9 protein-coding genes and 3 tRNA genes are annotated in these 13,544 nt (G+C 54.4%); 4 read left to right on the top strand and 8 right to left on the bottom strand.

Annotated features, from left to right (window positions below; genetic code table 11):
- Window positions 1-29: 29 nt before the first annotated feature.
- Genes amiB through nnr form a run of 3 tightly spaced genes read right to left on the bottom strand, consistent with a single transcriptional unit; the run spans window position 30 to window position 3,796 of the window.
- Complete coding sequence (amiB, locus tag AC1DUO_RS11520; protein ID WP_119261158.1) at window positions 30-1,796, bottom strand: N-acetylmuramoyl-L-alanine amidase AmiB; 1,767 nt, start codon at window positions 1,794-1,796, stop codon at window positions 30-32.
- A 7-nt stretch (window positions 1,797-1,803) separates the two neighbouring features.
- Window positions 1,804-2,271: a tRNA (adenosine(37)-N6)-threonylcarbamoyltransferase complex ATPase subunit type 1 TsaE gene (tsaE, locus tag AC1DUO_RS11515; protein ID WP_013573759.1), complete on the bottom strand. Its 468-nt coding sequence runs from the start codon at window positions 2,269-2,271 to the stop codon at window positions 1,804-1,806.
- A gap of 10 nt (window positions 2,272-2,281) precedes the next feature.
- Window positions 2,282-3,796 carry a bifunctional ADP-dependent NAD(P)H-hydrate dehydratase/NAD(P)H-hydrate epimerase gene (nnr, locus tag AC1DUO_RS11510; protein ID WP_119261157.1) on the bottom strand — a complete coding sequence of 505 codons (1,515 nt, stop codon included), beginning with the start codon at window positions 3,794-3,796 and terminating at the stop codon, window positions 2,282-2,284.
- Here nnr and queG point away from each other — a divergent pair.
- Window positions 3,795-4,949, top strand: coding sequence for a tRNA epoxyqueuosine(34) reductase QueG (gene queG / locus AC1DUO_RS11505; RefSeq protein WP_014411559.1), 1,155 nt, complete (start codon window positions 3,795-3,797; stop codon window positions 4,947-4,949). The genes nnr and queG overlap by 2 nt on opposite strands.
- 314 nt (window positions 4,950-5,263) lie before the next feature.
- On the opposite strand, the gene AC1DUO_RS11500 is transcribed toward queG, so the two are convergent.
- From AC1DUO_RS11500 to orn, 4 genes are all read right to left on the bottom strand, one after another.
- Window positions 5,264-5,339: transfer RNA gene (locus tag AC1DUO_RS11500), tRNA-Gly, on the bottom strand.
- Between the two features lie 61 nt (window positions 5,340-5,400).
- A tRNA-Gly gene (locus AC1DUO_RS11495) sits at window positions 5,401-5,476 on the bottom strand.
- A 57-nt stretch (window positions 5,477-5,533) separates the two neighbouring features.
- Window positions 5,534-5,609, bottom strand: a tRNA-Gly gene (locus AC1DUO_RS11490).
- A gap of 184 nt (window positions 5,610-5,793) precedes the next feature.
- Window positions 5,794-6,348, bottom strand: a complete 555-nt coding sequence (gene orn, locus AC1DUO_RS11485; protein WP_014411558.1) for an oligoribonuclease — start codon at window positions 6,346-6,348, stop codon at window positions 5,794-5,796.
- A gap of 126 nt (window positions 6,349-6,474) precedes the next feature.
- On the opposite strand from orn, the gene rsgA reads away from it, so the two are divergent.
- From rsgA to mscM, 3 genes are all read left to right on the top strand, one after another.
- Window positions 6,475-7,512 (top strand): small ribosomal subunit biogenesis GTPase RsgA, encoded by a 1,038-nt coding sequence (gene rsgA, locus AC1DUO_RS11480; protein ID WP_013573755.1) that lies wholly within the window; start codon window positions 6,475-6,477, stop codon window positions 7,510-7,512.
- Between the two features lie 182 nt (window positions 7,513-7,694).
- Window positions 7,695-8,672, top strand: a complete 978-nt coding sequence (gene asd / locus AC1DUO_RS11475; protein ID WP_119261156.1) for an archaetidylserine decarboxylase — start codon at window positions 7,695-7,697, stop codon at window positions 8,670-8,672.
- A gap of 47 nt (window positions 8,673-8,719) precedes the next feature.
- Window positions 8,720-12,088: a miniconductance mechanosensitive channel MscM gene (mscM, locus tag AC1DUO_RS11470; RefSeq protein ID WP_119261155.1), complete on the top strand. Its 3,369-nt coding sequence runs from the start codon at window positions 8,720-8,722 to the stop codon at window positions 12,086-12,088.
- 68 nt (window positions 12,089-12,156) lie between these two features.
- Here the strand turns inward: mscM and AC1DUO_RS11465 are convergent, their stop codons facing one another.
- Window positions 12,157-13,515: an 8-oxoguanine deaminase gene (locus tag AC1DUO_RS11465; RefSeq protein ID WP_119261154.1), complete on the bottom strand. Its 1,359-nt coding sequence runs from the start codon at window positions 13,513-13,515 to the stop codon at window positions 12,157-12,159.
- Window positions 13,516-13,544: the final 29 nt, after the last annotated feature.

The following is a 13,544-nucleotide window of genomic DNA, read 5'->3' as shown; positions in this document are numbered from 1 at the left end:
CGGCTCCTGTGGCAGACGGTTATTCCCGCCTATGACTGTGGAATAGTTAAGGTTTGGCCGAGCTGTACCTCGCCAGACTTCATATGATTTGCGGTTCTGATGTCGTTCATGCTGACACCATATTTACTGGCGATCGCCGACAGCGTATCGCCGCGTTTCACTTTATGTTTCGCGGGTTTCTTCGCCGTTTTTGCTGTCGAATCCGGTGCTGCGGCTATTGAAGATGTGCGGGTTCCCGCAGGGACTTTCAATCGCTGGCCGACCCAGACGCCGTCTTTTTTCAACTTATTGAGGTCGCGCAGTGCCGCATTTGTCGTGCCATAGCTGTTCGCGATCCCGGTCAGGGTTTCACCCCGTGTCACTTTATGGATCTGCGTGGCACCGGCTGCCCCGGCAGTCACTTCAATCGGACCCGGTTGACTCACGGCAGAGCGGGTTGTCGCACTACTGTCTGCCGCCGCTGCTGATGAGGCCAGCAGCGGACGGTTTTCGACCTTTGGGCCGTTTTGTATCGGATGCGACTGGAAATAATTACGCAGGCCGATGTGGATAGCCCTCGCAATTTTATCCTGGTACGCGCTGCTGCCCAGCAGCCGCTCCTCAGTTGAATTACTGATAAAGCCGGTTTCCACCAGCAGGGAAGGAATATCCGGCGAACGCAACACGCCTAAACTGGCGTGCTCAGGCTTCGCTTTATGCAAAGAGCCAACGGATCGCAGTTCGCGCAGAACACGGGTCGCGACGTCATAACCCACACGTTGTGAATGACCGAACTGTAAATCCAGCACTGCCTGACTGAGATACGGGTCTGAAGCGGTATTCGCCAGCACATCCCCGGCGCCGCCGAGCAGTTCTGATTGTTTCTCGTGCTGCTCCAGCCAGTTACCCATTTCGCTGTTAGCACGACGGTTCGACAGCACCCAGACTGATGCACCACGTGCGCTGCGGCTTGGCGCGGCATCTGCGTGAATGGAAACCAGCACATTAGCGTTTTTCTTACGCGCCACATCGGAACGTCCCATGACGGAAATAAAGTAATCACCGTCGCGGGTCAAGACCGGCTGGAACATCGGGTCGGCATTCAGAATCGCCTGTAATTTACGGGCGATAGAGATGGTGACATTTTTTTCTTTCAGCCCGCCCGCGCCAATTGCGCCCGGATCCTGCCCGCCATGACCGGCGTCAATCGCGACAATTATCCTGCTGTCACTGGTCGACACGGTAGAAGAGCGTGAGTTATCCGGCGCCACCGTAGTAGCTACGACTTTAGTCTGATCATTGGTAAACGGGTTTGATTTTTCGGAAGGCGTAATCATTTTGCCCGCATTTGGCGATGGCGTGTTGGTCGCCACGGCAACCGGTGCACGCTGACGTGCCGGAGCAGAGGCGTTCATGGTCAGCACCACGGTGTACTGGCCGCCGTCTTTTTGTTTGGTGGCGTTGGTTCTGACTTTCTGATTCAGTTCAAATACCAGACGCTGACTCTGCGCATTGGGCGGCGTACTGGCACGCACACGCGTCACCAGATTCTGACCGTTGAAATTCAACGGCAAGCCTTTCATCACGCCGTCCTGACGGATATCCATCACTACGCGTTCAGGGTTGTGCAGAGGGAAAAAAGAGTAATCCGGTGAGCCATCAAATGTAATCGTAACGGTAGATTGCGTGGCACCGTTGGAAACATTGATGTTTTTCATGCCTGCTGCAAAAACCGGTGAGGCGAGCACAGCAAACAATATCAGCGTCGATAACAACATCGCGGCTGAAATATAAAGAGAGGTAAAACGTGAGTTCATCGCGTGATCATCCTTGCTGTTGAACACGATGCAGCAATTTTATGCCAGATTCAGAAACCGCCACCAGCTTCGCGGTGCGACCGGTCAGGGAATAATCCAGCGTCAGTTCAATATCCGGTTCTGGCAACACACCTGCCCCCTGCTGTGGCCATTCCACCAGACAAATAGCGTCCTGTGCGAAATAATCGCGGATCCCCATAAACTCCAGTTCTTCCGGATCAGCAAGGCGATATAAATCAAAATGATACACGGCAATCTTTTCCAGCTGATAAGGCTCAACCAGCGTGTAGGTCGGGCTTTTCACATTGCCCTGATGCCCTAATGCCTGAAGAAATCCCCGGCTAAAGGTTGTTTTACCGGCTCCCAGATCGCCATAAAGATGGATAACCGTTGAACCTTCACAGGCTTTCGCCAGGGAAGCACCTAGTTGCAACGTTGCCGCTTCGTCGGGTAAAGAGATATTAAGTTGATTCATTCAGTGATATCTATTTCTTCAGGTCTGGATTAACTAACGGGGCAATCACCGCTAAAAGATCAGTTGCCAGCATACCGCGCGTTCCCTGCCGGTGGGCAATTTCGTCTGCGGCAGCACCATGCACTACTGAGCCCGCGCAGGCCGCATCATAACTATTCAGTTTCTGAGCCAGCAGGCCGCCGATAATACCAGAAAGTACGTCGCCCATGCCGCCGGATGCCATACCGGCATTGCCGACATCCGCGACCGCCATCTCGCCACGCTCACTGGCAATCAGAGTGCCGGCACCTTTGAGCACCACCACGCCGCCATATCGCTCCGTGAGTTTCTTCGCTGAAAGTAAGCGGTCACTTTCAATTTCGTTCACGCTGCAACCTAACAAACGTGCCGCTTCGCCCGGATGGGGCGTCAGCACACGATTTTGCCGTTTCCGCGGATTGATTGCCAGCAGGTTAAGCGCATCAGCGTCCCATAAGGCCGGTTTATCCCAATTTTCTGCGCGTTCTACCGCCTGTTTGCCCCATTCTTTCTGACCCAGACCGGGGCCGATAACTAACACATCCGCCCATTCAAGCCCTTCATCGAGCGACTCTGCGGTGAGTTCCTGCACCATCAGCTCAGGTCTCGCGGTCAGTAACGGTCCGGTATTTTCTTTGTGAGTGAGTACTCGCACCAGTCCGGCCCCGCTTCGCAACGCGGCTTCCGAAGCCATGCGGATCGCCCCCGCAAAACCGGTATCGCCGCCCACTACCAGCAAACGCCCGTGTTCGCCCTTGTGAGAACAAGGGCGACGCGGGTGCAGCCATGCGCCTAATTGTGACGCATCCAGCCGTTGTAGGGGAGCAAGATGCCCGCCCAGCCAGCTTTCCAGCCCCAGCGCATCGCAGTGTAATTTGCCGGTGTAGTCGCGCGCCAGCCCGGTCAGTAAACCGGGTTTCAGGGCGATGAAACTTATCGTATGCGTGGCGTGAACCGCCTTCCCCGCAGTCTGACCTGTTTGCGCATCAAGACCGGAAGGGATATCTAAAGAGATGACAGGCAAAGACGCCGAGTTCATGGCTTCAATCAGCCCGTCATAAGGTGCTCGCGGCGCGGAAGATAAACCGGTGCCAAGCAAACCATCGATAATCAGATCAGCGTCCTGCGGCCATGCAAAGTCCGCAGGGTTAACCGTGCCGCCGCTTTTCAGCCAATCCTGCCGCGCTGTTTCTGCCTCTTCTGGCAGCGGCTTGCTGCCTGCCACGGCCAGCAGCGTCACGCTTATGCCTGCAGTTTTCGCCAGACGCGCAACTTCAAAACCGTCGCCACCGTTATTACCGTGGCCACACAAAATCAGCCAGTGGCGGGTTTGCGGAAACTCACGCTGCGCCAGTAAAAAAGCGGCTTTTGCCGCACGTTGCATCAGTGTAAACAGAGAAATCCCCGTTTCCTGCGCCGCCTGGCGTTCAGCCTGTCGCAGCCAGTCAGCAGAAAACACAGAATGTGGTAAACTCGCCTCGTTTCGTTTTTCACGTTGGTTCGTCATGACACTCCCTCTCGATCTCGTTCAACTGGCTCAACATATCAAGCAATGGGGCCAATCGCTAGGCTTCCAGCAGGTTGGCATCTGCGATACAGACTTATCTGCCGAAGAGCCTAAACTGCAAGACTGGCTTGATAAACAATATCATGGCGAAATGGAATGGATGGCGCGCCACGGCATGTTACGCGCACGGCCGCATGAACTTCTGCCCGGCACATTGCGGGTGATCAGCGTGCGCATGAATTATTTACCCGCCAAAGCGGCCTTTGCCAAAATCCTGAATAATCCTCAACTCGGCTACGTCAGCCGCTATGCCCTTGGACGTGACTATCACAAAGTCTTGCGCCAGCGCCTGAAAAAACTTGGCGATATGATTCAGGCGCATTGTACTGAACATGCTGATCAGACCGTCACCTTCCGCCCTTTTGTCGATTCCGCCCCCGTGATGGAACGCCCGCTGGCGGCGAAAGCCGGTCTTGGCTGGGTTGGTAAACACTCACTCATTCTTAACCGTGAATCCGGTTCATGGTTCTTTCTTGGCGAACTACTGATTGATTTGCCCCTGCCTGTCGATCAGCCGCAGGAAGAGAAATGCGGAAAGTGCGTGGCCTGCATCACCACTTGCCCGACCGGTGCCATTGTTGCGCCTTATACCGTCGATGCCCGCCGCTGTATTTCCTATCTGACCATTGAGCTGGAAGGCGCAATACCGGAAGAATTCCGCGCGCTGATGGGTAACCGTATCTACGGCTGCGATGATTGCCAGCTGATTTGCCCCTGGAATCGCTATTCGCAACTGACGGATGAAGAAGATTTCAGCCCGCGCGCCGCGCTGCATGCACCAGAGCTGATTGAATTGTTTAGCTGGGCGGAAGAAAAATTTTTGCGTATCACGGAAGGTTCGCCGATCCGGCGTATCGGACATCTGCGCTGGCTGCGCAATATTGCAGTGGCGCTGGGCAATGCGCCCTATTCGGAAGACGTGCTTAATGCCTTACAGTCGCGGGAAGGGGAAAATGCGTTGCTGGATGAACATATCAATTGGGCAATCGCACAGCAGACAGAAAGAAGGAATGAACATCGGATAGAAGTGCAAACTTCACAGCAAAAACGCCTGATCCGCGCAGTGGAAAAGGGTTTGCCAAGGGATGCATAACCATTCCCCAAAGCAATGCATGAGAAAAGCGATATTTTCTGTGCATAAAAATAAAAATGCTTTGCCAATCAAGTGCAAAAAAAAGAGCAAGTGATCGTCATAACGTTTCTTTATAAATTTATATTGATTTAAATCAACAAGTTATATTTTGGCAATATGGCGGGCGCAAAAAACAGACAGTGTAAAAAAACAACTAAACCTGTGGATAAGTCTGTTTAAAACATTACTACAAATCGTGTAATGATCACGTCATTTATGCACAGAAAATGCAGGAAGAAAGCGTTAAGAAATGATTTTGAACTGAAGAAGAAAACTGGAGCGGGAAACGAGACTCGAACTCGCGACCCCGACCTTGGCAAGGTCGTGCTCTACCAACTGAGCTATTCCCGCATTGAGATGTCTGACATCTGCTGTACTGGCATTTGCTATAAATGTACAGCCTTTGAAACTTTGGAGCGGGAAACGAGACTCGAACTCGCGACCCCGACCTTGGCAAGGTCGTGCTCTACCAACTGAGCTATTCCCGCGTCGCATGGCACTGCTTTTTACGGCTTAAATCTTTGAATCTACGTAACTTAAAAATTTGGAGCGGGAAACGAGACTCGAACTCGCGACCCCGACCTTGGCAAGGTCGTGCTCTACCAACTGAGCTATTCCCGCTCTGCGCACTCAACGAAATTCTTCATCGGTACGGGGTGCGCATTATACGAGAAATCCTTTTAGCCGCAAGCCCCTGAAAGCAAAAAAATGAATTTTTCGTTCAAGTGTTGATTAAAACATCAAAGAGATGAATTAATCAGCGAAACACGGTGATTTCGTGCTCCGCAGCGCAATAAAAAAGATTTCAGTTATTCTGGAGATTAATAAAATGTTCGCGGTAGTAGGCTAATTCAGCGACGGATTCACGGATATCATCCAGGGCCTGATGGGTATTTTGCTTTTTAAAACCGGCCAGCACTTCCGGCTTCCAGCGACGCGCCAGTTCTTTCAGCGTGCTGACATCCAGGTAACGGTAATGGAAATACTCTTCCAGCTCCGGCATATACTTAAACAGGAAACGTCGGTCCTGCCCGACGCTGTTGCCGCAAATCGGCGATTTCCCCGCCGGAACCCACTCGCGCAGGAACTCGATAGTTTTTTGCTGGGCTGCATTGTCATCAAACGGGCTGGCTTTGACGCGATCCACCAGACCGCTGCCGGTGTGCGTACGCACATTCCAGTCATCCATCAGCGCCAGCTGAGCATCAGACTGATGCACCGCCATCACCGGCCCTTCGGCCAGAATGTTCAGATGCGCGTCCGTCACCAGCGTGGCAATCTCAATAATGCGGTCACGTTCAGGATCCAGACCGGTCATTTCCAGGTCGATCCAAATTAAGTTCGAGTCATTTGCAGCCATGATGTGTCCTGTTACAAAGTAGAGAGTTGACGGAGATCTCCGTCATTCGGGCAATTACTATAAAATAGCTGGTATCATAGTCGTTTTGGTCGCACCGAGCGATTAAAGCCAGTCAAGTGAGGCGCAGTGACTAAGTCAAAACTGTCTAAAGGGCAACAACGTCGCGTTCAGACTAACCATCAGCGTCGTCTGACACAGACCGACAAACGAAAAGAGCTGGACGATTCTCTGCATGGCGAACCGCAGGACGGCGTTGTCATCAGCCGTTTCGGGATGCATGCGGACGTTGAAGCGGCCGACGGCAGCCAGCACCGTTGCAATATCCGCCGTACCATCCGTTCTCTGGTCACCGGTGACCGCGTTGTATGGCGCGCCGGGGAAAATACCAGTGTGAAAGGTATCGTCGAGGCGGTCCACGAACGAACTTCCGTTCTGACACGCCCTGATTTCTATGATGGCGTCAAACCCATTGCCGCAAACATTGACCAGATCGTCATTGTCTCCGCCATTCTGCCGGAGCTGTCGCTCAATATTATTGACCGTTATCTGGTGGCGTGCGAAACCGTTGAAGTTGAGCCGCTGATTGTGCTCAATAAAATCGATCTGCTCGACGACGAAGGCCGTAAATTCGTTCAGGGCATGATGGATATCTACCGCAATATCAATTATCGCGTACTCGAAGTGTCGAGCCAGACCGGCGAAGGCATGCCTGCGTTTGAAAAGGCGCTGACTGACCGCATCAGTATTTTTGCCGGCCAGTCAGGCGTAGGCAAATCCAGCCTGCTGAACGCCCTGCTGCCACCGGATGAAAAACAAATTCTGGTGAATGAAGTCTCTGATAACTCAGGCCTGGGTCAGCACACCACCACCGCAGCGCGTCTGTATCACTTCCAGCATGGCGGCGACGTCATCGACTCCCCGGGCGTGCGTGAATTCGGCTTATGGCACCTTGCGCCAGAGCAAATCACCCAGGGCTTTGTCGAATTCCGTCCTTTCCTTGGCTACTGCAAATTCCGTGACTGCAAACACGGCAGCGATCCGGGCTGTGCAATCCGTGACGCCGTAGACCGGGGTGAAATAGCCGAAGAACGTTTCGACAACTACCACCGCATTCTGGAAAGCATGGAAGACGTAAAAACACGTAAAAACTTCGACACGCTGTAATGCTAATTAATTGAATTAACATGTTAATGGCAAACGGGTGAGGTTAACGGAAGTTGAACCGTTGATTTCACCCCGTTACAATCCTCCGCCATACAACACTGCGTGACCCTGAACTGATTTCAGGGTCTCCTGCAAAATGACCGGTAACGCCGGTCATTCATACCATCCAAGAGGTTTTCCCCGTGCTGGACAGTATCAAAATCAAACTGCAATACTTACTTCCTAAACAAGGACTGACCCGTCTTGCTGGCTGGGGCGCGGACAAACGTGCGGCCACGCTGACCCATTGGGTGATCAAAGCGTTTGCGCGTTTTTATAACGTCGACATGAAAGAAGCGCAAAACCCGGATCTCAAATCTTACACCACATTTAACGAATTCTTCGTGCGTCCGCTGCGCGATGGCGCACGTCCGGTCGTCAGCGGTCTGGATATGCTTTGCCTGCCAGCCGACGGCGCAGTTAGCCAGTTAGGGGCAATTACCGATGGCAAGCTGTTCCAGGCTAAAGGTCATTTCTACAGTTTAGAAGCGCTGCTGGCGGGTAACTATCTGCTGGCTGAGCAGTTCAAAGACGGCCAGTTCGCCACCATTTATCTGGCACCACGGGATTATCACCGCGTGCATATGCCGTGTGACGGCGTGCTGCGCGAAATGATTTATGTGCCGGGTGATTTGTTCTCCGTCAACCCGCTGACCGCCGCGAATGTGCCAAATCTGTTCGCCCGTAACGAACGCGTCATCTGCGTCTTTGATACTGAATTCGGGCCGATGGTGCAGATTCTGGTCGGCGCAACGATTGTCGGCAGCATTGAAACCGTCTGGGCCGGCTGTGTCACACCACCACGCGAAGGCATTATCAAACGCTGGACCTATCCGGCGGCGGGCGAAGAAGGTGCCATCGCGCTGGAAAAAGGTCAGGAAATGGGCCGTTTCAAACTGGGTTCTACGGTGATCAACCTGTTTGCCGCTAAACAAATTCGCTTCATGCCGAATCTGAGCAATGGCACCGTGACCCGCATGGGCGAACCGTTCGCTGAAGCGCTGCGCGCAGCGGCACCCGCAACAACTGACGCGCAAGCACCAGCAACAGAAGTACCTGTAGCAACAGAAACACCTGCTGGTGTGGCAACGGCTGAACCACAAGTCCCGAAAGATTATTAAGTTCGCCCTGAACAGACGAAAAGAACTGAGAAAAAGGATGTGACCGAGTGCGCCTGATCCCCGCCCTGCTGATGAGTTTACTGCTGTCCCTGCCATTGATGGCGGGTGCAGCCCCGACTGAAGATCAGCTCAAACAGGAGCTGAAACAGGCGGAAGCCAACAAAGAAATGGCCAATCAGACGCAGGTGGTTGAGGCGCTGCAAAGCGCACTCAACTGGCTGAATGAAGCCAGTGTTTCAGCCGGGCGCACGGCGGAATATCAAAAGGTCATTGATGATTTTCCAAAACTGACGCAGGCCCTGCGCCAGGAATTGCGAAATCAGCCTGACAAGCCACCCGCGCTGGATAACAGCATCTCAGCCGCTCAGCTCGAGCAGCAAATTCTGCAAGTCAGCAGCCAGCAACTGGAAGAAACCCGCCAGTTACGTCAGGAGCAGGATCGTTCCCGTGACATCAGCGACTCACTAAGTCTGATCCCGCAACAGCAATCCGAAGCCCGCAACGCGCTGAGCGACATCGATCAGCGCATACAGGCGGCGACAGCGGCGGCCACCTCCTCACACCTGGCGCAGGCGCAACTCAGCGCGCTTCAGGCCGAATCCGCAGCGCGCAAAGCGAAGGTGGATGAACTGGAACTGGCTCAGCTTTCTGCCAATAACCGGCAGGAACTGTCGCGGATGCGCACCGATCTCTACAAAAAGCGCGCCGATTTTCTTGATCAGCAATTACAGGTTTTACGCAACACGCTGAATAATCAACGTCAGCAGGAAGCCGAACAGGCGCTGGAAAAAACCGAGCTGCTGGCCGAACAGAGTGGCGAGTTGCCACACTCGATCAGTCAGCAGTTACAGGCAAACCGCGAGTTGTCGCTGGCGCTGAATCAGCAGGCGCAGCGGATGGACCTGATTTCCTCTCAACAACGTCAGGCCGCTGCACAGACTCAGCAGGTACGTCAGGCGATTAATACCATTCGCGAACAGGCGCAGTGGCTTGGCGCGTCTAATTTACTTGGCGAAACCCTGAGGGCGCAGGTTGCGCGTCTGCCGGATATGCCAAAACCGCAACAGCTTGACCGCGATATGGGCCAGTTGCGCGTTCAGCGTCTGCACTATGAAGATTTGCTGGATAAGCAGGCTATTTACCGTCAGGCGCGGCAGGACGATGGCAAACCGCTCACCACAGATCAGCAAAAAATTCTGGATGCGCAGCTGCGGACGCAACGTGATTTGCTCAATTCCCTGCTCTCGGGTTGCGATACCCAAATTCTTGAACTGACCAAGCTGAAAGTGGCAAACAGCCAACTGGTGGAGGCGCTGAATGACGTACATGACGCCGCCCACCGTTATCTGTTCTGGGTGGCAGACGTCAGCGCCATCGGCATTTCTTACCCGGTGCAGGTCGCGCATGACCTGAAACGGCTGGTCTCGCTGGATTCGCTCAGCCAGCTTGGCGGCGCGTCGATGATGATGGTCACCAGCAAAGAAACACTGTTGCCGCTGTTTGGCGCACTGATTCTGGTGATTATCAGCATCAGTTCCCGCAAGCACTATTATGCATTTCTGGAACGTGCCAGCAGTAAAGTCGGCAAAGTCACGCAGGATCATTTCTCGCTGACCCTGCGTACCGTGTTCTGGTCAATTCTGGTGGCGATGCCGTTACCTGTGCTGTGGGCCGCGCTGGGATTCGGGCTGCAAAGTGCCTGGCCGTATCCGATTGCGGTGGCGATCGGCGATGGCGTCACCGCGACGTTGCCAATCCTGTGGGCGTTTATGGTCAGTGCCGCGCTGGCACATCCTCAGGGATTGTTTGTGGCACACTTCGGCTGGCCGCAGCGTGCGGTGTCAAGGGCACTGCGCTATTACGCGCTGTCGATCTGGGTGCTGGTGCCGCTCATTATGGCGCTGATTACCTTCGATAATCTCAACGATCGCGAGTTCTCTAATACGCTGGGACGTCTGTGCTTCGTGATTCTGTGTCTGGTGGTCGCACTGGTCACCAATAGCCTGAAACGCGCGGGCATTCCGCTGTATCACGATAAAAAAGGCAACAGCGAAAACATCATTAACAAGACGCTGTGGTGGATGCTGCTGGGCGCACCGATTGTCGCTGCGCTGGCTTCACTGATGGGCTACCTCGCGACCTCACAGGCGCTGCTGGCCCGCCTGGAAACCTCGGTCGCCATCTGGTTCGTGTTGCTGGTGATTTATCACATTATCCGCCGCTGGATGCTGATTCAGCGACGTCGTATCGCCTTCGAACGCGCCAAGCAGCGCCGTGCGGAAATGCTGAATCAACGCGCCCGTGGTGAGGAAGATGGCCATCAGATCAGCACCAGCAATGAAGGCACGGTCGAGATTGAGGAACCGGTGGTGGATCTGGATGCCATCTCTGCCCAGTCGCTGCGGCTGGTGCGTTCTCTGCTGACGTTGATCGCGCTGATCTCGGTGATCTTCCTGTGGTCTGAAATCCACTCGGCCTTCTCTTTCCTGGAAAATATTCATCTCTGGCAGGTTGCGTCTACGGTTCAGGGGGTGGAAAGCATGCAGCCGATCACCCTCGGATCGGTGCTGATCGCCATTCTGGTGCTGATTATCACCACGCAACTGGTGCGTAATCTGCCCGCATTGCTGGAACTGGCGCTACTGCAACATCTGGATCTGACGCCGGGTACCGGCTATGCCGTACTGACCGTCACCAAATACGTATTGCTGCTGATTGGCGGCCTGACCGGTTTCTCGCTGATCGGGATCGAGTGGGCAAAACTGCAATGGCTGGTGGCGGCACTCGGTGTCGGTCTCGGCTTCGGTTTGCAGGAGATCTTCGCTAACTTTATTTCCGGCCTGATTATCCTGTTTGAAAAACCGATCCGTATCGGCGATACCGTAACGATCCGCAACCTGACCGGCAGTATCACCAGGATCAACACCCGTGCCACGACGATCGCTGACTGGGACCGCAAGGAGATTATAGTGCCGAACAAGGCCTTTATCACCGAGCAGTTCATCAACTGGTCGCTGTCGGATTCCGTCACGCGTGTGGTGCTAACCGTGCCTGCACCGTCGGAAGCCAACAGTGAAGAAGTGACAGAAATTCTGCTCAACGCTGCGCATCGCTGTTCGCTGGTGCTTGATATGCCTGCGCCGGAAGCCTATCTGGTGGATCTCCAGCAAGGGATTCAGATTTTCGAGCTGCGTATGCATGCCGCTGAAATGGCGCACCGTATGCCGCTTCGCCATGAAATTCACCAACTGATCCTGGCTGGATTCCGCGAGCACGGCATTACACTGCCATTCCCGCCATTCCAGGTGCGCATGGAAACACTGCACCGCGCGCAAAATGGCAATAACGCGACCTTTACCAGCAGCAGCGGAAGTGGCCGCAGCGGAAACAGTTCGCGCTCACCGGGCGATTTGTAAGAGAAAAGAGAACAGCAAAAGGGCAGACTCTTCTGCCCTTTTTTACGTCTCAGGATGACAGACTGAGTTTACAGATCGGCGATCAGCGCCGCTGCGGCTTTGCGATGCTGAGATATCAGCGAGCGGATATCCATGCCGACAATTTCACCGTCAGTCACCCGCCATTTCCCGCCGATCATCACCCGATCGGCTTTTTCCGCACCACACAATAGCAGCGCGGCAACCGGATCATGACTGCCGCTGAAACGTAATTCATCGAGTTTAAACAGCGCCAGATCAGCCTGTTTGCCCACGGCAATCTGCCCGATATCATCGCGACCGATAAGCTTCGCCGAACCGCGCGTCGCCCAGCCCAGCACTCGCTCCGGCGTGACATATTCCGCCCCGTATTTCAGACGTTGCAGATACAGCGCCTGTCGCGCTTCATACATCAGGTTTGATGCGTCATTCGACGCCGAACCGTCAACGCCCAGACCAATCGGCACGCCAGCGGCCTCCAGATCCCGCGTCGGGCACATACCGGAAGCCAGCCGCATATTCGACACCGGACAATGACAGATACCGGTGCCCGCCGCGCCCAGACGGCGGATTTCGTCGTCGTTAAAGTGAATACCGTGTGCCAGCCATGTCCGGTCACTCAGCCAGCCAACGCTTTCCAGATAATCGACTGTACGCAGACCAAACATTTTCAGGCAAAACTGTTCTTCATCCAGCGTTTCCGCCAGATGCGTATGCAGCCGGACGTCTTCCCGCTGCGCCAGTCTGGCGCTCTCACGCATAATTTCGGTGGTGACCGAAAACGGCGAGCAAGGTGCCAGTGCAATCTGCATCCACGCGCCCTCACCGCGCTGATGATAGCGGTCAATCAGGCGCTGGCTGTCCTGCAAAATCACCTCGCCCGACTGGACCGTCTGTTCCGGCGGCAAACCGCCCTGCTCCTCGCCGAGACTCATCGAGCCGCGCGTCAGTAACGCACGCATGCCCAGCTCACGCACGACGCCCACCTGCACATCGATCGCCTCCTCCATGCCCTGCGGGAAAAGATAATGGTGGTCAGTGGTGGTAGTGCAACCGGAGAGCAACAGTTCAGCCATTGCGACGCGGCTTGCCAGACCCAGCGCCTCCGGCCCTAAACGCGCCCAGACGGGATAAAGTTTTTTCAGCCACGGGAATAACGGCACGTTGACCACGGGCGCCCAGGCCCGGGTCAGCGTCTGATAAAAATGATGATGAGTGTTAATCAGCCCCGGCAGCAGTACAGACTCGGAGGCATCATAAATATGATCTACCGGCTGCGAAGGTGGCTGACCCGCGGTCAGCAACTCAGCAATTTTCTGCCCTTCAGTGACGATGCCGCCACGGGCATCCAGTGAGTTGGCGGTAAAAACCGCCAGCGGATTTTTGATCCACGTGCGTTGCTCTGACATGTCTGACTTCCTTTTTAAGGTCACATTAA

This window comes from Rahnella sp. P4_A8, from assembly GCF_056402435.1.
The sequence above is the reverse complement of the archived record's forward strand: the minus strand, read 5'-3'. Positions and strand labels throughout refer to the sequence as shown.